The 23,498-nt window shown below is 69.5% G+C and carries 24 protein-coding genes and 1 pseudogene; 12 read left to right on the forward strand and 13 right to left on the reverse strand.

Going from position 1 to position 23,498, the window contains the following annotated elements:
• The first annotated feature begins 10 nt into the window (after window positions 1-10).
• The 8 genes from ACFX43_RS22300 to ACFX43_RS22335 all read left to right on the forward strand — a co-directional run bounded on the left by ACFX43_RS22300 (window position 11) and on the right by ACFX43_RS22335 (window position 8,333).
• Complete coding sequence (locus tag ACFX43_RS22300) at window positions 11-1,549, forward strand: tripartite tricarboxylate transporter permease (protein ID WP_378834989.1); 1,539 nt, start codon at window positions 11-13, stop codon at window positions 1,547-1,549.
• Window positions 1,550-1,562: 13 nt separating this feature from the next.
• Window positions 1,563-1,958: a universal stress protein gene (locus ACFX43_RS22305; RefSeq protein WP_355018872.1), complete on the forward strand. Its 396-nt coding sequence runs from the start codon at window positions 1,563-1,565 to the stop codon at window positions 1,956-1,958.
• A complete protein-coding gene (locus tag ACFX43_RS22310) occupies window positions 1,955-3,223 on the forward strand; it encodes a glucarate dehydratase family protein (protein WP_378834993.1) in 1,269 nt (422 codons plus the stop codon). The genes ACFX43_RS22305 and ACFX43_RS22310 overlap by 4 nt, the downstream gene beginning before the upstream one ends.
• Before the next feature lie 150 nt (window positions 3,224-3,373).
• On the forward strand, window positions 3,374-4,561 hold the full coding sequence (locus tag ACFX43_RS22315; protein WP_378834995.1) for a hypothetical protein: 1,188 nt from the start codon (window positions 3,374-3,376) through the stop codon (window positions 4,559-4,561).
• A 4-nt stretch (window positions 4,562-4,565) separates the two neighbouring features.
• Entirely contained in the window at window positions 4,566-5,090 is a 525-nt protein-coding gene (locus ACFX43_RS22320; RefSeq protein ID WP_378834999.1) for a TRAP transporter small permease, read from the forward strand.
• A 26-nt stretch (window positions 5,091-5,116) separates the two neighbouring features.
• Window positions 5,117-6,412, forward strand: a complete 1,296-nt coding sequence (locus tag ACFX43_RS22325; protein WP_378835003.1) for a TRAP transporter large permease — start codon at window positions 5,117-5,119, stop codon at window positions 6,410-6,412.
• Window positions 6,413-6,450: 38 nt separating this feature from the next.
• The gene (locus tag ACFX43_RS22330; protein WP_378835006.1) at window positions 6,451-7,503 is read left to right on the forward strand and encodes a TRAP transporter substrate-binding protein; all 1,053 of its coding nucleotides are present in this window, start codon (window positions 6,451-6,453) and stop codon (window positions 7,501-7,503) included.
• Window positions 7,500-8,333 (forward strand): NAD-dependent epimerase/dehydratase family protein, encoded by an 834-nt coding sequence (locus ACFX43_RS22335; RefSeq protein WP_378835009.1) that lies wholly within the window; start codon window positions 7,500-7,502, stop codon window positions 8,331-8,333. The genes ACFX43_RS22330 and ACFX43_RS22335 overlap by 4 nt, the downstream gene beginning before the upstream one ends.
• Before the next feature lies 1 nt (window position 8,334).
• Here ACFX43_RS22335 and ACFX43_RS22340 read toward each other — a convergent pair whose 3' ends face one another.
• The 4 genes and pseudogenes from ACFX43_RS22340 to ACFX43_RS22355 all read right to left on the reverse strand — a co-directional run bounded on the left by ACFX43_RS22340 (window position 8,335) and on the right by ACFX43_RS22355 (window position 11,010).
• A complete protein-coding gene (locus ACFX43_RS22340) occupies window positions 8,335-8,739 on the reverse strand; it encodes a FadR/GntR family transcriptional regulator (protein WP_378841073.1) in 405 nt (134 codons plus the stop codon).
• A gap of 84 nt (window positions 8,740-8,823) precedes the next feature.
• Window positions 8,824-8,937, reverse strand: a pseudogene (locus ACFX43_RS22345) (GntR family transcriptional regulator); the annotation flags it as partial.
• An 85-nt stretch (window positions 8,938-9,022) separates the two neighbouring features.
• Window positions 9,023-10,129 carry a GuaB3 family IMP dehydrogenase-related protein gene (locus ACFX43_RS22350; RefSeq protein ID WP_091051839.1) on the reverse strand — a complete coding sequence of 369 codons (1,107 nt, stop codon included), beginning with the start codon at window positions 10,127-10,129 and terminating at the stop codon, window positions 9,023-9,025.
• A gap of 59 nt (window positions 10,130-10,188) precedes the next feature.
• Complete coding sequence (locus ACFX43_RS22355) at window positions 10,189-11,010, reverse strand: class I SAM-dependent methyltransferase (protein ID WP_378835018.1); 822 nt, start codon at window positions 11,008-11,010, stop codon at window positions 10,189-10,191.
• Between the two features lie 202 nt (window positions 11,011-11,212).
• Here ACFX43_RS22355 and ACFX43_RS22360 point away from each other — a divergent pair, with 202 nt between their 5' ends.
• Window positions 11,213-11,878, forward strand: a complete 666-nt coding sequence (locus ACFX43_RS22360; RefSeq protein WP_378835021.1) for a winged helix-turn-helix transcriptional regulator — start codon at window positions 11,213-11,215, stop codon at window positions 11,876-11,878.
• On the opposite strand, the gene ACFX43_RS22365 is transcribed toward ACFX43_RS22360, so the two are convergent.
• Window positions 11,863-12,336, reverse strand: a complete 474-nt coding sequence (locus ACFX43_RS22365) for a DUF3224 domain-containing protein (protein ID WP_378835024.1) — start codon at window positions 12,334-12,336, stop codon at window positions 11,863-11,865. The genes ACFX43_RS22360 and ACFX43_RS22365 overlap by 16 nt on opposite strands.
• 63 nt (window positions 12,337-12,399) lie before the next feature.
• Here ACFX43_RS22365 and ACFX43_RS22370 point away from each other — a divergent pair, with 63 nt between their 5' ends.
• Entirely contained in the window at window positions 12,400-13,197 is a 798-nt protein-coding gene (locus ACFX43_RS22370) for a helix-turn-helix domain-containing protein (RefSeq protein ID WP_378835027.1), read from the forward strand.
• 100 nt (window positions 13,198-13,297) lie between these two features.
• Here the strand turns inward: ACFX43_RS22370 and ACFX43_RS22375 are convergent, their stop codons facing one another.
• Window positions 13,298-13,738 carry a rhodanese-like domain-containing protein gene (locus ACFX43_RS22375; RefSeq protein WP_378835030.1) on the reverse strand — a complete coding sequence of 147 codons (441 nt, stop codon included), beginning with the start codon at window positions 13,736-13,738 and terminating at the stop codon, window positions 13,298-13,300.
• 98 nt (window positions 13,739-13,836) lie between these two features.
• Here ACFX43_RS22375 and ACFX43_RS22380 point away from each other — a divergent pair, with 98 nt between their 5' ends.
• On the forward strand, window positions 13,837-14,292 hold the full coding sequence (locus tag ACFX43_RS22380; RefSeq protein WP_378835033.1) for an Lrp/AsnC family transcriptional regulator: 456 nt from the start codon (window positions 13,837-13,839) through the stop codon (window positions 14,290-14,292).
• Here ACFX43_RS22380 and ACFX43_RS22385 read toward each other — a convergent pair.
• The gene (locus ACFX43_RS22385; protein ID WP_378835036.1) at window positions 14,247-15,128 is read right to left on the reverse strand and encodes a helix-turn-helix transcriptional regulator; all 882 of its coding nucleotides are present in this window, start codon (window positions 15,126-15,128) and stop codon (window positions 14,247-14,249) included. The two genes, ACFX43_RS22380 and ACFX43_RS22385, sit on opposite strands and share 46 nt — an antisense overlap.
• 118 nt (window positions 15,129-15,246) lie before the next feature.
• Between ACFX43_RS22385 and ACFX43_RS22390 the strand changes: the two genes are divergently transcribed.
• Window positions 15,247-16,644, forward strand: a complete 1,398-nt coding sequence (locus ACFX43_RS22390) for an MFS transporter (protein ID WP_378835039.1) — start codon at window positions 15,247-15,249, stop codon at window positions 16,642-16,644.
• A gap of 8 nt (window positions 16,645-16,652) precedes the next feature.
• Here the strand turns inward: ACFX43_RS22390 and ACFX43_RS22395 are convergent, their stop codons facing one another.
• The 6 genes from ACFX43_RS22395 to ACFX43_RS22420 all read right to left on the reverse strand — a co-directional run bounded on the left by ACFX43_RS22395 (window position 16,653) and on the right by ACFX43_RS22420 (window position 23,413).
• On the reverse strand, window positions 16,653-17,450 hold the full coding sequence (locus ACFX43_RS22395; protein ID WP_378835043.1) for a DUF1684 domain-containing protein: 798 nt from the start codon (window positions 17,448-17,450) through the stop codon (window positions 16,653-16,655).
• Between the two features lie 135 nt (window positions 17,451-17,585).
• Complete coding sequence (gene guaB / locus ACFX43_RS22400) at window positions 17,586-19,085, reverse strand: IMP dehydrogenase (RefSeq protein WP_378835047.1); 1,500 nt, start codon at window positions 19,083-19,085, stop codon at window positions 17,586-17,588.
• 127 nt (window positions 19,086-19,212) lie between these two features.
• Entirely contained in the window at window positions 19,213-20,124 is a 912-nt protein-coding gene (locus tag ACFX43_RS22405; protein WP_378835050.1) for a GNAT family N-acetyltransferase, read from the reverse strand.
• A gap of 54 nt (window positions 20,125-20,178) precedes the next feature.
• Window positions 20,179-20,964 carry a DUF1684 domain-containing protein gene (locus ACFX43_RS22410; protein WP_378835056.1) on the reverse strand — a complete coding sequence of 262 codons (786 nt, stop codon included), beginning with the start codon at window positions 20,962-20,964 and terminating at the stop codon, window positions 20,179-20,181.
• An 81-nt stretch (window positions 20,965-21,045) separates the two neighbouring features.
• Window positions 21,046-21,786 carry an ABC transporter permease subunit gene (locus ACFX43_RS22415; protein WP_378835059.1) on the reverse strand — a complete coding sequence of 247 codons (741 nt, stop codon included), beginning with the start codon at window positions 21,784-21,786 and terminating at the stop codon, window positions 21,046-21,048.
• Window positions 21,787-21,898: 112 nt separating this feature from the next.
• Window positions 21,899-23,413: an LVIVD repeat-containing protein gene (locus ACFX43_RS22420; RefSeq protein ID WP_378835064.1), complete on the reverse strand. Its 1,515-nt coding sequence runs from the start codon at window positions 23,411-23,413 to the stop codon at window positions 21,899-21,901.
• Between the last annotated feature and the right edge of the window lie 85 nt (window positions 23,414-23,498).

Below are 23,498 nucleotides of genomic sequence, written 5' to 3' on the forward strand. Positions count from 1 at the left end.
GGAGCCCTCAGTGGACGTCAACGCATTCCTCGACGGCTTCGGGCTCGTCACCGAACCGCAGAATCTGCTCTACTGCCTGATCGGCGTGCTCATCGGCATGCTGATCGGCGTACTCCCCGGCCTCGGGCCGGCGGCCACGATCGCCATCCTGCTGCCGATCACCTACAGCATCGACCCGGTCTCCGCGATCATCATGCTGGCGGGCATCTACTACGGCGCCCAGTACGGCGGCACGATCACCTCGGTGCTGCTCCGGCTACCGGGTGAGGCCTCATCGGTCGTCACAGTCTTCGACGGCTTCGCCCTCGCCAAGCAGGGAAAGGCCGGCACCGCCCTCGGCATCGCCGCGATCGGCTCCTTCGTCGGCGCGACCGTCTCCATCCTCGGCCTGACTCTGGTGGCCCCGCTGATCGCCGGCTGGGCGCTCAACTTCGGCGACCCGGAGTACGCGGCCCTGGCCCTGCTGGGCGTCCTGCTGGTCGCCACCATCGGCAACGGCAACAAGCTCAAGGCCATGATCGCCGCCGCGTTCGGCCTCCTGCTGGCCACGATCGGCCGCGACAGCTTCAGCGGCGCCGAGCGCTTCACCTTCGGCAGCCTGCAGCTGACCGAGGGCATCGACTTCGTGGTCGTCGCGATGGGTCTCTTCGGCGTCGGCGAGATCCTCTACAACCTCGAGGAGCGGCACGGGAAGCCGCACGTGCCCGCCGTGGTCGCCAACATCTGGCCCTCCCGCAAGGACCTCAAGCAGTCCTCCGGCGCGATCGGCAGGGGCTCGCTGATCGGCTTCGTGCTGGGCGTGCTGCCCGGTGGTGGCGCGGTGATGGCCTCCCTGGCCGCGTACGCCACGGAGAAGCGGGTCTCGAAGCACCCCGAGCGCTTCGGGCGCGGTGCCATCGAGGGCGTCGCGGCTCCCGAGAGCGCCAACAACGCCGCCGCGACCTCCTCGTTCATCCCGCTGCTGACCCTCGGCATCCCGGCCAACGCGTCGATGGCGATGCTCTTCGGCGCCCTGCTCATCCTCGGCATCTCGCCGGGCCCGCAGCTGGTCGAGGAGCGCCCCGACCTGTTCTGGGGCGTCATCAACTCGATGTACATCGGCAACCTGATCCTGCTGATCCTGAGCATCCCGCTGGTCGGCATCTTCGTACGCATCCTGCGGGTGCGCCCGGCGATCCTGGCCCCGATCACCGCGCTGATCACGATCCTGGGCGTCTACACGATCAACAACTCCACCTTCGACATCTTCGTGATGATCGTCTTCGGCCTGATCGGCTACCTGATGAAGAAGGTCGGCTTCGAGCCCGGTCCGTTGGTGCTCGCCTTCGTCCTCGGCTCGATCGTGGAGGACGGCGTACGCCGCTCGATGCTGATCTTCGACGGTGACCCGACCGGGTTCTTCACCCGCCCGATCTCGGGCACCATCCTGGCCGCCTTCGTCCTGGTCGCCCTCTGGCCCGCCGCCAAGGCGATCCTGGGCCGGCGCAGGGCCGCCACCGTCACCGCGGCCCCGGCCGAGCGCGACGACGTCGACACCCCGACCCGCTGAGAGAGGCACACCAATGACCATCCTGATCGGCTACGTACCCACACCGGTAGGTGAGGCGGCCCTCGAGGCCGGCCTGGCCGAGGCGGCTGCCCGCGGCGACGACGTCGTCATCGTCAACAGCCCGCGCCGCGGTGCCACCGTGGACGCCGACCTCGTCGACGAGGCCGCGGCCGCGAAGCTCGTCGCCCGCGCCGCCGAGGCCGGGGTGAGCGCCCGCGTCGACCACACCACGCACGGCGCCGACGTCGTGGAGACGTTCGACAACCTGGTCGCCTCGACCGGTGCCCGGCTGATCGTGATCGGGCTGCGCCGCCGCTCGCCGGTCGGCAAGGCGCTGCTGGGCAGCGACGCCCAGCGCATCCTGCTCGACGCCGGCGTGCCGGTCCTCGCCGTGAAGCCGACCGCATGACCAGCGCCAGCCGCATCTCGAAGGTCGTCGTCACCCCGGTCGCGTTCGCGGACCCGCCGCTGCTCAACGTGGTCGGCGTGCACCAGCCATGGGCGCTGCGCGCGATCGTCGAGCTCCACACCGACACCGGCCTGGTCGGCCTCGGCGAGACGTACGCCGACGAGACCCATCTCGCCCGGCTCGACGCCGTCGCCCAGGCGCTCCCGGGTGCCGACCCCTACGACACCCACGGCCTGCGACGGCTCGTCGTCGACGTACTCGGCAAGGAGACCGGCGGGGCGGGCGCCTCCTTCGGCGGCATGCTCGACGTCTCCTCCGCGGTCGACACCGTCTACTCCCCCTTCGAGGTCGCCTGCCTCGACCTGGTCGCCCGCGAGGCGGGCCGCCCGGTGAGCGACCTGCTCGGCGGCGCGGTGCGCGACCGGGTGCCGTTCAGCGGCTACATGTTCTACAAATGGGCCGGTCACCCCGGCCAGCCCGACGACGAGTGGGGCGAGGCGCTGAACCCCGAGCAGATCGTCGCGCAGGCGAAGCGGCTGGTCGAGGGCTGGGGCTTCGGCTCGCTCAAGCTGAAGGGCGGGGTGTTCCATCCCGACGAGGAGTGCACCGCGATCGAGGCGCTGCGCGAGGCCTTCCCCGACCTGCCGCTGCGGCTGGACCCCAACGGCGCCTGGACGCCGGAGACCTCGGTCAAGGTAGCCGAGCGGCTGGCCGGCGTCGTGGAGTATCTCGAGGACCCCACTCCCGGGATCGAGGGGATGGCACAGGTCTCGGCCCGCACCGACGTACCTCTGGCCACCAACATGTGCGTGATCGCCTTCGAGCACCTCAAGCCGGCGATCGCGGCCGACGCGGTCCAGATCGTGCTCTCCGACCATCACCTGTGGGGCGGGCTGCGCCAGTCGGCGCTGCTGGGCGGCATCACCGACACCTTCGGGCTGGGCCTGTCGATGCACAGCAACTCCCACCTCGGCGTCTCCCTGGCTGCGATGGTCCACCTGGCCGCCGCGACCCCCAACCTGACCTACGCCTGCGACACCCATTACCCCTGGAAGACCCAGGACGTCGTACGCCCCGGAGTGCTCGACTTCAAAGACGGCGCGATCACGGTGCCGACGGGTCCGGGCCTGGGCGTAGAGCTCGATCGTGACCTGCTCGGCGAGCTGCACGAGCAGTACCTGAGCTGCGGCGTGCGCCGCCGGGAGGACACCGTCTACATGCGTTCGTTCGAGCCGGATTTCACACCGAACACCTCGCGCTGGTGACCTCGCGCTGGTGACGGGTCAGTCGATACCTTCGGGGTATCGTCTGATGCGATAAGTGGCTTGGACACGAATCGCGCATCCTGACAGTCTCCTGTGACCGGGGCCACACTCGGCTCCGCCCTCGGACACGGCTGGCAGGAGCAGGCACCGGTGACACAGACCGACTCGGGAAGGACCGGCACCGTCCCGGTCGTCGGATATGCATACCCCTGGGACGTGATCGGCGATCCGACCTTCGTCGATCGCGCCCGAGGCCTCGGAGTCACGAAGGTCGCCCTCGCCGCGGCCTACCACACCACCCGCGCCGCGACCCCGCTCCACCCCGAGCACCGGATCGTCGAGGCCCGCAGCGCGGCGCTCTACCGCCCGGTGCGGGCCGGGGCCTGGGCCGGCGCCCGGCTGGTGCCGCCCGCCGCGACCTGGGTCGCCGCAGACGACCCGTACGGCGAAGCCGCCACCATCCTCACCGAGGCGGGGTTCGAGGTCGCCGCCTGGATCGTGCTGACCCACTCCACGCTCCTCGGTGAGGCCAATCCGGACCTCGCGGTCGTCAACTGCTGGGGCGAGCGCTACCCCTACGCCCTGTGCGCCCGCCACGAGGACGTCCGCCGCTACGCGGAGACTCTGGCCGCCGAGGCCGTACGCGACACCCCGACCAGCACGGCCATCCTGGAGGCGTGCGGCCAGCTCGGCTTCGGCCACGGCGGGCACCACGAGAAGACCGACGGCGCCTACGACGCCGCCACCCAGCAGCTGCTCTCGATCTGCTGCTGCGCAGGCTGCTGCGAGGACTGGGCCGGCCGCGGGCTCGATGTCGAGGCAACGGTGGCGGCCCTGCGTGCCGCGACAGGTGCCGACGCCGCCGGCGCGATGGTGGAGGCGACGACCCTGGAGACGATCCTCGCCTCCCGGCACGCCGCGGCCGACGAGCTCCGCCACCGGGTGATCGCGGCCGTCCGCGAGGCCGCTCCCGAGGTCGTCGAGATCGCCCTGCACGCCCAGCCCGACCCCTGGGCCACCGGAGCCAGCCCGGGCCTGACCCCGACCACGGCCGACGACGTCGACCTGGTCGTCTCCTTCTGCTGGCCGACCACCGAGGCCTCGGTGGAGACCGGGCGCCGGCTCGTCGAGGCGGTCTCCGGAAAGGCAGCGGCCGCTGCGTACGTCACCGTTCTCCCGCCCACCACCGAGGACGCCTTCGGTGGCCATGTGCGGGCGCTGGTCGATGCCGGGATCGACCAGATCCACCTCTACCACCTCGGTCTGGCGGGTGCGGACAGGCAGCACCTGCTCGCCGAGGCGACCAAGGTCTCCATCGCCGCGACGAGGACGGAATGACGGTATGAACACCCGCAACGAGAACGGAACGCTCAAGCGCGCCTGGCGCGCGGTCGACACGGTCTTCGAGGCCTTCTGCATCCTGTGCCTGGTCGCCACGCTCCTCATCGTGCTGTGGCAGGTGTTCAGCCGTGAGCTGCTGAGCAACTCCCCCAGCTGGAGCGAGGAGACCGCCCGCATCCTGCTGGTCTGGATCGGCTTCCTCGGCGCCGCGATCGGCTTCCGCGAGGGCGCCCACATCGCGGTCACCTTCCTGGTGGACAAGTTCCCGGCGACGCTCCAGGCGGTGATCGACCGGTTCGTCCAGGTGCTGCTGCTCGCCTTCGGGCTCTTCCTCGTCGTCCAGGGAAGCCAGTTCGTCATCGACGCCCAGACGGCGACCCTGGCCGGCACCGGGCTCCCCCGCAGCGTCCTCTACCTCATGATGCCGGTCACCGGCGCCATGATCCTCCTCTACACCGTCCTCCAGGCCTTCGGCATCAGTACCCAGCGGTACGCCGAGCCTGACGATGCAGCCGAGCTCGGCTGAGCCGCCGAAAGTCGAAGGACTCCCCCATGCCCGTCGATCCACTCGCCATCGCCATCCTGCTGGGTGGCTTCGCCGTCCTCGTCCTGCTCCGCGTCCCGGTCGCCCTCGCTCTCGCCCTGGCCGCCATCTTCGAGGCCCTCTACATCGGCCTCCCGCTGACCACCGTCGGCCAGCGGATGGTCGCCGGTCTCGACACCTTCGCCCTGCTGGCCATCCCGTTCTTCATCCTCGGCGGCGAGATCATGGGCACGGGCGGCATCTCCCGCCGCCTGATCGCCCTGGCCGGGCTGCTCGTCGGCTGGGTCCGCGGCGGCCTCGGGATGGTCAACATCGGCGCCAGCACCTTCTTCGGCGCCCTGTCCGGCTCCTCGGTCGCGGACGTCTCCGCGATCGGGTCGGTGACGATCCCGATGATGAAGAAGCGCGGCTACGACACCGACTACGCGGTCGCCGTCACCGTCTCCGGCGCCACCCAGGCGGTCATGATCCCGCCGAGCCACAACCTGATCATCTACTCGATGGCCGCGGGCGGCGTCTCGATCGGTGCCCTGTTCACCGCAGGCGTCATCCCCGGTCTGCTGCTCGGCGCGTCGCTGATGGTGATGGCCTACATCGTGGCGGTCAAACGCGGCTACCCGAAGGAGGAGCTGGTCCCGCTCAAGGACGTACCGAAGATCGTCGCCGAGGGCCTGCTCAGCCTGCTGATGCCGGTGATCATCCTGGGCGGCATCCTCAGCGGCATCTTCACCGCGACCGAGTCGGCGGCGATCGCCTGCCTGTACGCCTTCATCCTGACCTTCTTCGTCTACCGCGACCTGCCGCTCAAGGCGATGATCCCGATCCTGCAGAGCGCCCTGCGCACGCTCGGCGTGGTGCTGTTCATCATCGGGGCGGCGGGTGCCTTCGGCTACTTCCTGGCCTTCCTGCAGGTGCCGGCGCTGGCCACCGACGCCCTCCTCGGCATCTCCGACAACATCGTCGTGGTCCTGCTGCTGATCAATCTGCTGCTGCTCGTGCTCGGCGCGATCATGGACATGGCCCCGCTCATTGTGATCATGACGCCGATCCTGCTGCCGGTCGCCACGGGGCTCGGCATGGATCCGGTCCAGTTCGGGATCATGCTCGTCTTCAACCTGGCCATCGGCCTGATCACGCCGCCGGTCGGCAACGTCCTCTTCGTCGGCTGTGCCATCGGACGTACGTCCATCGAGAAGGTCATCAAGATGGTCGGCCTCTTCCTCATCCCGATGCTCATCGTCCTGCTGCTGATCACCTACGTCCCGTTCTTCTCCCTCGCCCTCCCCGATGCCCTGGGTCAGTGAGTCGGCCAGGTAGTCACACCACTCGAAAGGAACCAACCGTGAACACCACATCCCCCAAGCCGGTTGCCCGGCGCTCCCTGTTCAAGGCCGGCGCCTTCGGTGCCGCAGCGGTCGCCGGCGGCCTGGCCCTCAGCGCGTGTGGCGGCGGGTCTCTCGCCGGCAGCGGCGGTGGAGGTGGCGGCTCGAAGACCTTCAAGCTGGCCGAGACCCACCCCGACGACTACCCGACCACGCTGGGCGACAAGAAGTTCGCCGAGCTGGCCGAGAAGTACAGCGACGGCCGGATCAAGATCCAGGTCTACCCCAACGCCCAGCTCGGCGAGGAGTCCGACGCGATCGAGCAGGTGCAGATGGGGTCGATCGAGATGACCCGGATCAGCTCGGCCCCGATGGGCGAGTTCGTGCCCGCGATGGGGCTGTTCAGCCTGCCGTACCTCTTCGACGACGCCGACCACCTGTGGCGCTTCCTCGAGAGCGAGAGCGGCAAGAAGCTGCTCGGCGAGGCCGACGGTGCCGGTTTCAAGGGTCTGGGCTACTTCGACCCCGGCGCCCGCAGCTTCTACACCTCGAAGAAGCCGGTCAAGGCGCCGGCGGACGTCAAGGGACTCAAGATCCGGGTCCAGGAGTCGCAGGTGCAGATCGACTTCATCAAGGCTCTCGGCGGCTCCCCCACCCCGATGGACTACGGCGAGGTCTACAGCTCGCTGCAGAGCGGGCTGCTCGACGGTGCCGAGAACAACGAGCCGTCCTACTACTCCGCGTCCCACTACGAGGTGGCGAAGAACTACACCCTCGACCGGCACATGCGCGTCGCCGAGGTGCTCCTCATCAACAAGGACACCTGGGACGGGCTCGATTCCAAGGACCAGGAGGCGCTCCAGAAGGCCGCCGACGAGGCCGCCCCGTTCCAGCGTGAGAAGTGGGACGCCCAGGTCGGGGCCGACCTGGAGAAGCTGCGCGGTGAGGGCGTCACGATCAACGAGATCAGCGACCTCGCCCCGTGGCGCGAGGCGACGAGGTCCGTCATCGACAAGCACGGCGCCGACCTGGGTGAGTACATCACCGCCGTCGAGGAGCTGCGGACCGCATGACGCAGACTGTCCTGATCACTGGGGCCAGCGGCGGCGTCGGCCGGCTGATGCGTACGCGCCTGGCCCGCGAGGGCCGGGTGCTTCGCCTCCTCGATGTCGTACGTCCCGAGGACCCCGCCGCGGGCGAGGCCGTCGAGGTCATCGAGGCCTCGGTGACCGACGAGGCGGCGATGCGCGCCGCCTCCGAGGGCGTGGAGGCGATCATCCATCTCGGCGGCATCAGCGTCGAGGCCCCGTGGAACGACATCCTCTCGGCCAACATCGACGGCACCCGGGTGGTCCTGGAAGCCGCCCGGGACGCCGGGGTGGAACGCGTGGTGCTCGCCTCGAGCAACCACGCGGCCGGCTTCTACGACCTCGACACGGTGCGCTCCGAGGGACCCGCCGAGGGTCTGGCCGCCGACGCCTTCCCGCGACCGGACACCTACTACGGGGTCAGCAAGGTCGCGATGGAGGCGCTCGGCAGCCTCTTCCACGACCGCTACGGCATCGACGTGACCGCGCTGCGGATCGGCTCGTGCTTCGAGAAGCCCTGGGACCGCCGCTCGCTGTGGACGTGGATGTCGCCCGACGACGGTGCCCGGCTCCTCGAGGCGTGCCTGGCCACTCCCGAGCCCGGCTTCCGGGTGGTGTGGGGCATCTCCCGCAACACCCGGCGCTGGTGGTCGCTGGCCGAGGGTGAGGCGATCGGCTACCACCCGAAGGACGACTCCGAGGTCTACGCCGCCGAGCTGCTCGGCGACGCGATCGACGACGGCCCGCAGGGGCCCGAGGAGCGGCTCGCGGGCGGGAAGTTCTGCTTCACTCCGCTCGGGGAGCACCAGAGGTAGCTCAGCTGCTCAGCAGGCGCCGGCGGGTGCTGCCGAGATGCACCCGCATCGCGGCCCGGGCGGTGTCGGCGTCACCGGCGAGGATCGCGGCGGCGATGTTGTCGTGCTCGCGCTGCACCCGCTCGACGTGGAGCGCGTCGCTGGGCGAGTACGCGTCACCGAGCCGGGTGCGGGGCAGCATGATCATCATCGGGCCCAGCGAGTCCATCAGGTCGAGGTAGAAGCGGTTGCCGGTCGCGGCCGCGACGGCGCGGTGGAAGGCGAAGTCGGCCTCCACCGCTCCGTCGGGATGCGCGGTGGCCAGCGCGGCGAGCGCCGCCTCGATCGCCCCCGAGCCCTGCTCGTCGAGATGGGCGGCGGCCAGGGCCGCCGCCTCACACTCGACGCCGAGCCGGAAGTCGACCATGTCGACCACGTCGTGCTGGGTGCGGATCGCGGAGGACTCCAGCGCGAACGGCGAGGGCTCCGGCACCGCCAGGACGTAGGAGCCGCGCCCCTGGAAGGTCTCGACCAGGCCCTCGGCGCGCAGGCGGGTGACCGCCTCGCGCGCCACGGTGCGCGACACCCCGTAGGTGGCGACCAGGTCGGACTCCGAGGGTAGCTTCGCCCCCGGAGNGGCCTGTCAGCCAGCCGCCGACGGCCGAGACTGTGCCGAGAAAGCAGTTGTGGGTGACGAAACTGTCGTTTCGTCAGCCGACGACGACCTCGATCCGCTGGAACTCCTTGAGGTCGGTGTAGCCGGTGGTGGCCATGGCGCGCTTGAGGGCGCCGACGAGGTTCATGGTGCCGTTGGCGACGTGCGAAGGACCGAAGAGGACCTCCTCGAAGGTGCCGACGGGCTCGAAGGCGACGCGCTCGCCGCGGGGCAGGTCGGCGTGGTGGGCCTCGTTGCCCCAGTGGAATCCCTTGCCGGGGGCATCCGTCGCCCGCGCGAACGGGCTACCGACCATGACCGCGTCGGCACCGCAGGCGATCGCCTTGGCGATGTCGCCGGAGCGGCCGACGGCGCCGTCAGCGATGACGTGGACGTAGCGGCCACCGGACTCGTCCAGGTAGTCGCGCCGCGCGGCGGCGACGTCGGCCACCGCGGAGGCCATCGGCACGGCCACGCCGAGCACGGTCCGGGTCGTGTGGGCAGCACCGCCGCCGAAGCCGACCAGGACGCCGGCCGCACCGGTGCGCATCAGGTGGAGCGCGGCCTGGTAGGTCGCGCACCCGCCCACGATCACCGGCACGTCGAGCTCGTAGATGAACTCCTTGAGGTTGAGCGGCTCGGCCTGCGAGGAGACGTGCTCGGCCGAGACCGTGGTGCCGCGGATGACGAAGAGGTCGACGCCGGCGTCGACGACGGCCTTGGCGAACTCCTTCGTACGCTGCGGAGACAGCGCCCCGGCCACGGTGACGCCCGAGGCGCGCACCTCACGCAGCCGCTCGGTGATCAGCTCGGCCCGGATCGGGGCCTCGTAGATCTCCTGCAGACGCCGGGTCGCGTCGACACCGCTCAGCTCGGCCAGCTCGTCGAGCAGCGGCTGCGGGTCGTCGTACCGGGTCCACACGCCCTCGAGGTTGAGCACCCCGAGGCCGCCGAGCTTGCCCATCGCGATCGCGGTCGAGGGCGACATCACCGAGTCCATCGGCGCGGCGATCAGCGGGATGTCGAAGCGGTAGGCGTCGATCTGCCAGTCGGTGCTCACCTCGGTGGTGTCACGGGTGCGCCGGGACGGCACGATCGCCACGTCGTCGAAGGCGTACGCCCGTCGTGCTCGCTTGGCCCGGCCGATCTCGATCTCAGTCACATGACGGATTGTTCCACGGGACCGGATCGAGATCGGAAAGGCCACACGCACCGAGCCGGCTAGCTACGCACAGCGGTCAGCAGCAGGTACTCCCACTTCATCACCCCGGCCGCGACGTAGCGGTCCCCCAGGTCGGCGAGCGCGGCGTCGAGGTCGGCGGTCCGGTCCTCGTCGCCGGCGATCCCGCGATAGGCGACGATCGTCGGCCCGTAGCAGGCCTTGAAGAAGTCACGGAACTCCGCGCCGGTCTCGAACGAGTCGATGGCGACCATTCGCTTCTCGGCCCGGACGGAGGTCACGCTCTCACCCAGAAGCCCCCGCACGTAGGTCTCGTCGCCCCACCGCGGAGGCGGCTGTGCGCCCTCCGGCGGAGGCGGCATGAACGGCTTCATCGTCGCGAACATCTGGCCGATGAAGCCCTCCGGCGTCCAGCTGACCAGGCCGATCCGGCCGCCGCGCCGTACGACCCGGAGCAGCTCGGCTGCGGCCTTCTCGTGAAAGGGCGCGAACATGATGCCGACGCAGGACATCACGACGTCGAAGGCGGCGTCGTCGAACGGCAGCTTCTCGGCATCGGCGACGCGCCACGTGATCGCGTCCGCACCTGTTTCACCAGATGCCCGGGCCTGGCCGATCTCGAGCAGCTCGGGCGTCAGGTCGCTCGCGGTCACCACCGCACCGGCGAGGGCGGCGGGGATGGCGGCGTTCCCGGTGCCGGCGGCGATGTCGAGTACGCGGTCGCCCGGCCCGATCTCGCAGGCCTCGACGATCACCTGGCCGAGCTCGGGGATGAGCTCGTCGGCGACCCGGGCATAGTTCCCGAGGCCCCACATCGCGCGGTGGCGGGCCTTCAGGTCTGGCTGGACGGGTGTTGCGGTCATGGCTTCCTCCACGGACGTCTGACCCGAGAGAAGGTCTGGAGCCTCCAGCATCGCCCCCGCGCCGCCGCCCCGGATAGTTCCTTATCTGTACTTGCCGCCCGTCGTCGATAGCGGTCTACTGAACGGACAGGGATCTCGGGCTGCACAAGGGGGAGGCGGTCCAATGGCGGGGTACGGCCAGTTCTGTCCGATGGCGAAAGCCATGGAGGTGCTCGACGAGCGGTGGACGCTGCTCGTCGTACGCGAGCTTCTGCTCGGCAGCACCCACTTCAACGAGCTGCGCCGGGGTGTGCCCAAGATGTCGCCCGCCCTGCTCTCCAAGCGCCTGCGGACCCTGGAGCGGGCGGGCATCATCCAGCGGCGCGGCGAGGGGCAGCGGACCTCCTACCACCTCACCGCCAGCGGCCAGGAGCTCGCCACGGTCGTCACCGCGCTCAACGAGTGGGGTGCGCGCTGGGTCGGCTCACTGGGTCAGGCCGACCTCGATCCCCACCTGCTCCTGTGGGACATGCGCCGCACGATCCCGATCGACGTGTGGCCGGAGCAGCGCACCGTGGTCGAGTTCCGGCTCACCGACGTCGACCCCAAGGTCGCCCGCTGGTGGCTGATGGTGGCCGCCGACCAGGTCGAGGTCTGCGACTTCGACCCCGGGTTCGAGGTCGACGCACGGCTCACCGCCAGCCTGCGTACGCTGACCGAGATCTGGCGCGGCGACCTCGCCTGGCCGATGGCGCTCCGAGCCGAGATGGTCACCATCGCCGCCGCCCAGGAGGTACGCCACGCCCTGCCCTCCTGGCTCGGCCAGTCCTCCGCCGCCCGCGTCCCCCGCCCCCGGGTCGACGCGGGACGAGTTCAGCTCCAGTCGTAGGAGAGGGCGAAGCCGTACGCCTCGCCGCCACCCTCCTCGGAGAGGACCATGTCGGCCTCGCCGACGAGACCTTCGAGGCCGCCGGTACCGAGACCGGGGATGACGGTGAGGTGGGAGCGGACGGTGGCATCGGCGTACGTCCCGCTGATCCGCCACACGCACGAGCCCTCCTGGCCGGCGATGGAGCCGGTGAACTGCTCGTACGCCTCGAAGACCGCGCCGCCGGCAGGGTTGCCGTAGGCGCCGATCATCCGGGCGACGCCCGTGCCCTGGATCTCGCCGGCGTAGGTGTAGTCGGTCTCGGCGGTGGTCAGGCCGCGGTGGGGGATGTAGACGTCGTCGCCCATCTTGGTGCCTTCGCCGTCGATGTCGACGTAGGCCGCCTCGTGCCAGCGCGCGACGGTCATCGTGGTGCTCGCCTTGTTGCCGTAGGTCTTGTCGGTGCTCTGTTCGCTCATGGGCCCAGCCTGCTCCGGGAGCAGGGACGCGGGATTGAAGGAACGCGCCATATCGTTGGCGGCATGGCCGACGACACGCAGGGCAGGGGCTATCCCGACGCGATCGTGCGCCCGGTGACGGCGGCCCGGACGATCACCACCGAGCGATTCGCGGTCTCACCGGCGCTGGCGGGACACGTCGACTACCACTGGTACGTCGGCTGGGAGCTCGAGCACCCGCACGACCAGCAGGTCATCCCGCAGCCGCGGATCCACGTCGCCGCCGAGGACGGTCGGCTGCTGGTGCACGGGATCGGCCGTAAGCCGTTCATGCGGCACCTGACCGGCCGGGCCCACACGCTCGGCCTCTCGTTCCTGCCCGGTCTCTTCCGCCCGGTGCTCGGCAGCCGGGTCAGCGCGATCGCCGACCAGGTAGTCCCCGCGCAGGACCTGCTCGGCGTCGACGACCGGCCGGCGGCCGAGCGGATCCTCACCTCGACGGACCCGGCGGAGATGGTCGCCGCGATGGAGTCCTACCTCCTCGAGGTCGGCCTCCCCACGGACCCGGTCGCCGAGGACGTACGCCGCTGGGCGACCCTCGCCGAGGACGACCGCTCGATCACCCGGGCCGAGCAGCTCGCCGACCGTGCCGGGGTGAGCCTGCGGTCGCTGCAGCGCCTGTTCAGCGAGTACGTCGGGATCGGCCCGAAGTGGGTCGTGCAGCGGTTCCGCGTACTGGAGGTCGCCGCCCGCGCCCACTCCGGCGAGGTCGACTGGGCCGCGGTCGCCGCGGAGCTCGACTTCAGCGACCAGGCCCATCTGGTGCGTACGTTCCGGGACGTCGTGGGCGCTCCCCCGGCGACGTATGCGAAGGACCTGTGAGCGCTCAGCCGGTCGGTGCGGTCACCGGCAGGCGTGCTCCCGGATCAGCTCGACCAACTCGGGCGGGTCGCCCTCGTGGACAGGACGGATCCAGACATCGTCAGCAGGCACAGGAGATGGTGTCCAGCGGCGCCGTCAGCGGGTCCTTGGCGCGAAGCACGGGGCCACGCTCGTCCTCGACGGGATAGCCCTCGCGGGCCCAGTACTCGAAGCCGCCGATCATCTCCTTGACCTGGTATCCCAGCTTCGCGAACTCCAGGGCTGCCCGGGTCCCGCCGTTGCAGCCCGGCCCCCAGCAGTACGTCACCACGGGCATGTCCAGGGGGATCTCCTCGGTGGCGCGGGTGGCAATCTCGGCGGTCGGCAGGTGGAGAGCCCCCACGATGCGGCCCTGCACCCAGGCGGCCTCTCCACGGGAGTCGACCAGCACGAAGCGGGCACCTTCGGCCTGGTCGGCGTACACATCTGAGGCGTCGGTCTCGAAGGCGAGCTTGCTCGCGAAGTGCGAGACGGAAGCGACGAAGACGGTGGGGAAGATCATGCCTGAACCGTACTGACGCCCGAACCCCATCTGAAGGTCCGTTCCTCGGCATCTCGGCCGGAACGCCTTCGATTTCATGGCATTCTTGCGAGGTGCCCGTGAATCTCCCTTTCGAGCCCGACAAGGTCGATACGGCCATCCTGAAATCGCTCCAGGCCAACGGACGGCAGAGCATCGCCGAGCTCGCACGGCACATCAACATGAGCCACAGCGCCGCCGCCGAGCGGGTGCGTCGGCTCGAGGAGTCCGGCGTCATCTCCGGCTACGGCGCCCAGGTCGACCCGGAGCGGCTCGGCTTCACGATCCTGGCCTACCTGCGCCTGCGCTATCCCAGCAGCAACTACGACCCGCTCCACAAGCTGCTCGCCGACCTGCCCGAGGTCATCGAGGCCCACCACGTCACCGGCGACGACTGCTTCATCATGAAGGTCGTCGCCACCACCATGAAGCACCTGGAACAGATCAGCGGCAGGATCGGCACCCTCGGCAGCGTCACCACCAGCGTCGTCTACTCGTCCCCGCTGCCGCCGCGACCGCTGCTTCCGCCCACCTGATCGACCGACGACATCGTGGCCAGCGTGGCGAGCGCGGCCGCTGAGGGCGAGCCGGGCTCGGCCCGATAGAGCGCGAGCCGCTGGCTGGTCTCGGGCAGCACCATCGCCTCGTACTCCAGATCCATCCGTCCCGCCACCGGGTGCCGCAGCCGCTTGATCCCGTAGCCGCAGTCCATCACCGGATGCTCCGCCCACAGTTCGGCGAACAGGTCGCTGCGCTGGACGAGCTCCCCGACCAGGCAGCTGAGGATGTGATCGTCGGGGTGCAGACCCGAGGAGTAGCGCAGGAACCCGACCATCTGCAACGCAGTGCCCTCGGGGTCGACGAAGAGCTCGGGCCCGGCAGGCTCGAGGAAGAACCGTCGGACCAGGTTGGGTCGTTGGGAACGGCCCGCATACGGGGCGTCGAAGTCCAGCCCGTGACCGTAGAGGCGGTGACCGAGGTCGTTCCAGGCGAGCACGTAGTTCGCGTGGTCGATGATGAGCGCCGGGCCGGGGTAGTCCATCAACATTGCGACCGCGCTCGGCCGTGGCTCCTCGAGGCGACCGCTCGCCGGGACCGTCTCGACCGGACGGGCCAGGCGGCGCAGGTGGTCGTGCTCCTCCGCGCTCAGCCGCAGTGCCCGGGCGAGCGAGTCGATCACCGAGTCGGAGGCGTTGTGGTGGTCGGCCTGCTCGAGCCGGGTGTAGTAGGTCGGCGAGACGCCGGCCAGCATCGCCAGCTCCTCACGCCGGAGCCCGGGCACGCGGCGGGCGCCGTAGGACACCAGCCCGGCGTCCTCGGGACTGATCGCCGCCCGGCGGCTGCGCAGGAACTCTCCGAGCTCGGTCGTCATGGTTCCTATAGTGCGGCCGGCCGGCGATTTCTTCCTGACCCTGTCAGTGACAGGCACGCGGGTGGGTGGCAGGACAGGTGTCTGGCTGGCGTACGTCATCTGCCAGAGCGTTGATGTCATGACCCTCACCAAGCAGGCCGAGCCCGTGCGCCCGGCCGCCATGACCCGCGGACAGCTGCTGGTGCTCCTGCTGCTGCTCGCCTCCCAGTTCACCCTCACCGTCGACTTCTCGATCCTCAACGTGGCGCTGCCGACCGTCGGCGCCAGCCTCGGCTTCGCCGAGGCCGACGTGCAGTGGATCGCGACCGCCTTCGCGCTGTGCGCGGCCGGGTTCACGCTGCTCTTCGGCCGGATCGGCGACTACGTCGGCCGGCGGCGGGTCTTCCTGATCGGCATGGTCGCGCTCGGCGCAGCCTCCCTGCTCGGCGGGGTCGCCACCTCACCCGAGCTGCTGCTCACCGCGCGCGTCGCCCAGGGCCTCGCGACCGCCGCGGTCACCCCGGCCGCGCTCTCCTTGCTCACCGTCTCCTTCCCGGAGGGGCCGCTGCGCCAGCGTGCGCTGGGGCTGAACAGCGTGGTGATGTCGACCGGGTTCACCGCCGGGGCGGTGCTCGGTGGCGTACTCACCGATCTGCTGTCGTGGCGCTGGGCGTTCCTGGTCAACGTGCCGATCGCGTTGCTGGTGGTCGCCGTCGCGCCGTTCGTGCTGCGTGACTCCGCCGACCGGGAGCGGTCGCGGCTCGACCTCCCGGGCGCTGTGCTGGTGACGTCCGGGCTGCTCGCACTGGTCTACGGCGCGACCCGGCTGGGCGAGGCGGGCATCGCCGACGTGTGGGGGCTGGCGTCGATCGGCGCCGCGGTGGTGCTGCTGGTCGTGTTCTGGCGGGCCGAGTCCACGCACCCGCACCCGCTGGTGCCGCTCCAGATCCTGACCCGCCGCACCATCGGCTTCGGCAACATCGCCGGCTTCGCGACCTTCGCCTTCGAGTCGTCGCTGGTCTTCGTACTGACGATGTATCTGCAGCACGTCCTCGGCCTCGACGCCCTGCAGACCGGGTTGATGCTCGTCGCGATGGGGGCAGGGGCGATCATCGGCGGATCCGTCGGCTCGCGGGTGATCGAGGCCTTCGGCGTACGCAACACCGTGGCGGGCGGACTCGCGATCCAGGCGGTCACCACCGGCGCGCTCGTCCTGATCGGGCCCTCGGTCGGCTGGCTGTGGTTCATCGGCCTGATGAACTTCATCGGCGCCATCGGGCACGTCGCCGCGATCGTCGGGTTCATGGTCGCGGCGACCTCCGGGCTCCCCGACCACGAGCAGGGCCTGGCCACCGGGCTGGCGATGATGACCCAGCAGGTCGCGATCGCGCTCGGCATCCCGATCATGTCCACCGTCGCCACCGCCGCCGGCGGAGTCGCCTCGCTCGGGGCTCTCCAGGTGGCGATCGCGGTCAACGCCGTGCTCGTCCTGGTCGCGGCGCTGTTGGTTTCCGTCGGGCTGCCCCGCCGCGCCTGACCGCGCGGTCAGGCGGGAATCTTCTCCCCCGCCTCGACCGCGACCGGGAGCCGGTTGCCGGCCGGCGGGAGCGGGCAGGTGGCGTGGTCGGTGTAGGCGCACGGCAGGTTGGTCGCGCGGTTGAAGTCGATCACCACGTTGCCATCCGCGTCAGGAGCGCCGACGGAGAGCGAGCGGTTGGCGGCGTACGTCGTCTTTCCCGAGGTCTCGTCCACGAACAGCACGTGCAGAGAGCCGGGCGCGAAGCCGGGGAAGGCGATGAGGCTGTGCACGGCACCGCCCACCTCGAACTCGATCTCGCCGACGGCCTCGTAGACGTGCTCGAGGCCGTCGACGACCGAGCCCACAGTGGTCGGCACAGGCGTCTCGTAGGCGACGAAGCGCCCGGGCACGGCCCAGCGCGGGTCCGGCGCGTACGCCTCGGTCCCGCGGTAGCCGGTCAGGACCGGGTTGTCGGGGTGGCGGGGGCGGATCATGTCGCTTCCGCCGCGCCTGGCGATCTCGACGACTGCGTCGCCGAACTCGGCGGTGATCCCGCCGCGCTCGTCGATGACGCCGAAGGAGTGCCGGCCGGTGACCTCGACCCCGTCGACGGTCAGCGACTCGCCCGGGGCCAGCGAGACCACGATGCCCTCAGGGCCGCTCGACCAGGCGCCGGGCACGTCGTCGTACGTCTCCGGCTCCTCGCCGAGCCAGCGGATCGAGGTGATCGCGAGGAACCCGTGGGCCGAGGCTCGCCTCTTCTCGTGCTCCTCGTGCCACGCCGCCCACTCCTGGGCGAAGGTCTCGGTGTCGACGACGGTCATGGGTCCTCCCGGAAGGTTCAGAATGCAAGCCCCAGATACAGCACTGGGATTCAACTCCGACGGGTCCGGATTCGTGCCCGAAAAGACCACTTCGTGATGAAGTTGTCGCGCGAGACGTAGTTCTCGATACGCGGTTCAGAGGTGGTAGTTGGGCGCCTCTGCGGTGACCTGGATGTCGTGCGGGTGGCTCTCCTTGAGCGAGGCCGAGGTGATCCGCATGAAGCGGCCCTGGCTCTGGAGCTCGGGGATGGTGCGCGCGCCGACGTAGAACATGGTCTGGTGCAGGCCGCCGGTGAGCTGGTGGGCGACGGTGGCCAGCGAGCCCTTGTAGGCGACCTGACCCTCGACACCCTCGGGGACGATCATGTCGTCGTCGGTGACCTCGGCCTGGAAGTAGCGGTCCTTGGAGAAGGACTTCTTGCCGCGGCTCGACATCGCGCCCATGGAGCCCATGCCGCGGTAGGCCTTGAACTGCTTGCCGTTGATCAGGACCGTGTCACCGGGGGTCTCCTCGGTGCCGGCGAGCATCGAGCCGAGCATCACCGTGTCGGCGCCGGCGACGATGGCCTTGCCGATCTCGCCGGAGTAGCGCAGACCGCCGTCGGCGATCACCGGAACGCCGGCGGGCTTGCAGGCCAGCGATGCCTCGTAGACAGCGGAGATCTGCGGGACACCGACGCCGGTGACGACGCGGGTGGTGCAGATCGAGCCCGGGCCGACCCCGACCTTGACCGCGTCGGCGCCCGCGTCGACGAAGCTCTGCGCGCCTTCCTTGGTGGCGACGTTGCCGCCGATGACCTGGACGTGCTTGGTGGCCGGGTCGGTCTTGAGGCGGCGGACCATGTCGATCAGCATGCGTACGTTGCCGTGAGCCGTGTCCGCGACCAGCACGTCGACACCGGCCTCGATCAGGGTGGTGGCCCGCTCCCAGGCGTCGCCGAAGTAGCCGATCGCGGCGCCGACGAGCAGCCGGCCCTGAGCGTCCTTGGAGGCATCGGGGAACTGCTCGGACTTCACGAAGTCCTTGACGGTGATCAGGCCGGTGATGCGGCCGTCGGTGTCGACCAGCGGAAGCCGCTCGAGCTTGTGCTGACGCAGCAGCTTGGTGGCCTCTTCGCGCGAGATCTCGGCGGGACCGGTGATCAGATCCTTGGAGGTCATCACCTCGTTGACCTTCGTGGTCGCCCACTCCGCGACCGGGGTGAACCGGAGGTCGCGGTTGGTGATGATGCCGATCAGCTTCTGGTCGACGTCGACGACGGGGAAGCCGGAGATCCGGTATTCGCCGGCGAGCTTGTCGAGCTGCTCCAGCGTCGCGTCGGGGCCGATGGTGACCGGGTTGGAGATGATCCCGGTCTGGGTGCGCTTGACCAGGTCGACCTGGTAGGCCTGATCCTCGATGCTCAGGTTGCGGTGGAGAACCCCGATGCCGCCCTGGCGCGCCATCGCGATCGCCATCCGGGACTCGGTCACGGTGTCCATCGCCGCGGAGATCAGCGGGACCCGCAGGTTGATCTCGCGGGTCAGCCGGGAGGTCGTATCGATGTCAGACGGCGCCAGATCCGAGTATCCAGGCATCAGGAGTACGTCGTCGTAGGTGAGGCCGAGCGTCGCGAACTTCTCCGGGATCTCCATGGAGAAATGTTACGGCCGGGCCCCGGAGATCGCCGAAACGGCGAGACTTCTCTGGCAATTCCCGCACTTCTCAGGTGTTGCAATGCCAGAGAAGTGCGGGAATACCCGGTTAACCGGGTATTCCTTCCTACCTGCTCAGCGGCTTGAGGTCCCGCACCGGCACCTTGACGGTCAGCAGGTCGCCGGCCATCCGGATCCGACCGCGCATGCCGGCGGCGAGAACCATGGGCAGCACGGCCTGGTTGTCGGACTGGGTGGTGAGCAGGATCTCGTCGGCGCCGAGCATGTGCGCGAGCCTGGCGGTGTCGACCAGCAGCCGGGTGCCGATGCCGCGACGCTGCCAGGCCGGATCGACGCGCAGGTTGACGATGCGTACGTTCTCGTCGTCCTCGGTCGGGGCCAGGACCTCGCCGATGCCGACGGCGACGCCGTCGATCAGGGCGGTGACGGTCTCTCCGGTGACGACGAGGTCGGGGGTGCTTCCGGTGCCCAGGCGGCGTACGGGCGGGGTGGTGCCGATCGCCGCCGACTCGCGGCTGCGGTCGAGGACGTCGTTGACCAGGTCGGCCATCGCGGAGCCGCGGGCGTGCTCGGTCGCGGTGAAGGGGGCGGTGCGGTGCAGCTGGACGTCGACGTCGGCGACCCGCAGCTCCATGGTGTCGTGGACGACCCCGGGCGGGGCCTCGGCCTCGGCGTCGAAGAGCTGGGCGACCACCTCCGGGAACGACATCGGCCGCTCCAGGACATGCCGTGCGGCCTGGACGTAGCGCGTCGGCTGGTCGGCGAGGGCAGCCTCGTTGGCGGGCTGGATCACCATGTCGCACCCGCCCGCGGAGGCGAGCAGCTCGGCCACCCGCAGGTCGTCCCAGCCCGGTGGCGTACGCAGCACGAACTCGTCGGTCACCTCCGCCAGCCCGGGGAAGATCTGCATCCCCAGGATGTTGACCCCGGCCTCACCGCAGCGCTGTGCCAGCGCCGCCAGCGTGCCCGGTCGGTCCGGCAGCGTCGTACGCACTCTCCACAACATCGTCCCCGCCATAGGCCCTAGTCTGCCTGTTTCGCTGTTTCTGGTCCGTTACTCACGGTTAAACCTTCAGTCCGCCGGTGGACGGGGTGGGGTCTGCTCGCCCGCCTCGACGAGGACATCGATGTGGTTGCTGGCGGGCGGGAGCGGGCAGGTGGCGTGGATCGTGTAGGCGCAGGGCATGTTGGCGGCGCGGTTGAAGTCGAGGAGGACGGTGCCGTTGACCGGCGGCTCGACGGCGAGCTGGCGGCAGGCGGCGTAGGTCGTCACGCCGCTGGTCTCGTCGGTGAACAGCAGCCACAGCTCGCCGTCGCCACCGTCGAACGCGATCAGCCGCTGCGGGCGGCCACCCGCCTCGAACGCGACCTCCCCCACGGCGTCGATGACGCTCGAACGGCCCTCGACCACGGAGCCGACAGAGATCGGGCGGCTCGTCTCGTAGGCGGTGAAGGTGGCCCTGACCTGCCACGCCGGGTCCGGAGCGTACGTCGGCGTGCCGGTGTAGTCACGCAGGAACGGCCCGTCGGGCTGCCGCGGCCGCAGCACCGGGGTGCCGAAGCGGTCGGCGACCTCGACCGTCCCGCCGTCGAAGGTCGCGATCACGCCGACGGGATCCACGTGACCGAAGACGTGCCGGCCGGCGAGCTTGGCACCACCGAGCTCGAGCCACTCACCCTCGCCGAGCTCGACGACGGCGCCCTCCGGACCGGTCGACCAGACACCCGGGAGGCCGGGGAACCGCACCGGCCTGCGGCCCAGCCAGTGCAGGCCGGTGATCGCCAGGAAGCCTTCGGGACTTCTCAGCCCGGCTTCCCGCTCATCGCGCCACCGTTGCCAGGCCTGCTCGAAAGTCACGCGCTGCACTCTACAAAGACTTGCGTTGCCAGGTCTTGCAATGGTCGCTGACTTTTACCCTCGGGTTTACCGTCGGTGCGGCTAACCCGTCACGCGAGCGAGCCGGGCCAGACGGATCGCACCGCGGGCCGCGGTGACCAGGACGAGGTACCAGATCGCGGCCACCACCAGCAGCGGGATGATCAGGTGATTGCGCTCCTCGAGCGCCCGGACCACCCCGAGCAGGTCGGTGATCGAGAGCACAGAGACCAGGCTCGTCACCTGGAGCGTCGTCACCAGGAGGTCGCCCAGCGCGGTCAGTCGGTCACCGCCCGGGAGAGCCTTCGCCGCGTACGCTCCCGTCGCCAGCGCCAGCCCCGCGATCGCCGCGTAGACCGGCGTGACCAGCCGGACCGCGTCGATGTGCACCCCAGGGATCCCGAAGGTGATGTCGGGAAAGATCAGCGCGATGTTGCTCCACAGCAGCAGCTGGACGAGCACCGGGATGCTGCCGAAGACCCAGACGTACGCAGCCGCGATCCCGCCCAGCACCGGGTTGCCCGACCTCTCCATCCAGGTCGCGACGAGTCCGATCGCCCAGGCCGCCGCGAAGACCAGCACGGTCAGCCGGATCGTGAGCCAGACTCCGGCGAGGACGTCCGGGTGGAGCAGATAGCCGACCACTGCGCCCGGGAGCAGGTTCTCGTTTCTCATCAGGCTCCACAGGAGCCTCAGGAGAAGGAGCGCGAGGAGGGCTGCGATCACCCATTCGACCGCGCCGCGCTGGATCAGCCGGGTCGCGTCTGCCCGGCCGGTCCTGTCGGAGGCAACGGTCTCGGTCATCGAGGGGAACCATGGCGTCTTGTGGTGACCAGGAGGTTGCGATCAGCTGGTCTTTCCTTGAAATCGCCGAGTCGGCGCATCCCGCCCCAGGATGCGCCGACTCGGCTATCAATCAGTAGGAGGGCTGAGCCTGGACGTTCAGCTCATCGAACCTGACCCGCTTCGCCGAGGCGACCCGGGGGTCACGCAGGTCGAAGACGTCGAAGCCGCGCTGGATCTCGTTGGAGTAGATGTAGCCGTTGTAGTAGTAGGTCGACCAGGGCCCGGCGATGGTCGTGGTGTCCTCGAACGGACCACGGTCGAACCAGGCGATCTCCTTCGGGTTGGCCGAGTCGGTGAAGTCGTAGACCGACACACCGCCCTGATACCAGGCCTGCACCATGATGTCCTTGCCCTTGACCGGGATCAGCGAGCCGTTGTGGGCGACGCAGTTCTCGGTGTTGGACTGGGTGCGCGGGATCTTGTAGTAGGACTTGAAGACGAGCTGGCCGCCCTCGATGTCGTAGATGCCGTTGGCGCCCTTCTCCATCCCGGTCTCCGGGTTGCAGGTCGGCGCACCACCGCCGCCGAGCTCGTCGGTGAAGACGACCTTGGTGCCGGTGTTGTTGAAGGTGGCCGAGTGCCAGAACGCGAAGTTCGCGGTGTCGGTGACCTGCTCGGTCACCACCGGGTTCTCGCGGTCGGAGATGTCCATCAGGATGCCGTCACCCATGCAGGCTCCGGCGGCGATGTCCTTGGACGGGTAGGTGGTGATGTCGTGGCAGCCGGCGGTGTTGGTGTAGCCGCCGTCGGGGAACAGCACCGGCTCGTTGACCACCGCAGCGCGCTCGGGCGCGCGCTTCGGGATCTTCACGACGCTGATCTTGTCGTGCGGGGGCTGGCAGTCGGGGTACGTCGCGCGGGGACCGTAGGAGGAGACGTACGCATAGACCGCCCGCCCGTCCTTGCTCGGTGCCAGCGAGTGGGTGTGCGAGCCGCACTTGGTCTCGACCGCCGCGACGTACTCCGGGTCTCTCGGGTTGCTGATGTCGAAGACGCGAAGGCCTTCCCACGACTCCTTGATCTCGGCCGACTGCGCCACGTTGTCGCAGGTGTTGTTGCTGCGGCTGGAGTCGACGGAGAGGACCAGCAGGTCGTCGTAGACGGAGATGTCGTTCTGGGACCCGGGGCAGACGTACTGCTTGACGAGCTTCGGCTTCTTCGGGTTCTTGATGTCGATGACGTTGAACCCGATGTAGTTGCCCGCGAACGCGTAGCGCCCTTGGAAGGCGAGGTCGCTGTTGAGGGCGTTGGCGGGTGTGAAGGCACCCGACTTGGGGATGTTGGCGATCAGGTGCATGTTGGGTGTGCCGTCGGACTCGCCTGCGGGCACGACCGGATTGTTGGCGCCCAGCTGGGCGAGGTCGTTGCCGGCGACGCAGGCGGAGGCGAAGTTGTCACCGAGCTTGGTGATCGCCTGCTTCTCCTCGGCGGTGCAGCTCGTCTGGGCTTCGGGAGCCTCGGTGGTCTCGTTGCCGTGGGTGTGGGACTCGTCTGCGGAGGACGGGGCGGCGACGGCCAGCCCTCCTGCGACAACCATGACCACCGCGATGGGGGCCAGGTATTGGGTGGGTCGTCTAAGCCTCATGTTCGCAAGCCTTCCGAGTCGGCCGCCGTGGGGTGGCACGGGCAGGACCTCTCAACTTTAGTAAAAGTCGTACACGGGAGGCATG

It is taken from the genome of Nocardioides sp. YIM B13467 (assembly GCF_042788075.1).
In the GTDB taxonomy this organism is placed as follows: domain Bacteria; phylum Actinomycetota; class Actinomycetes; order Propionibacteriales; family Nocardioidaceae; genus Nocardioides.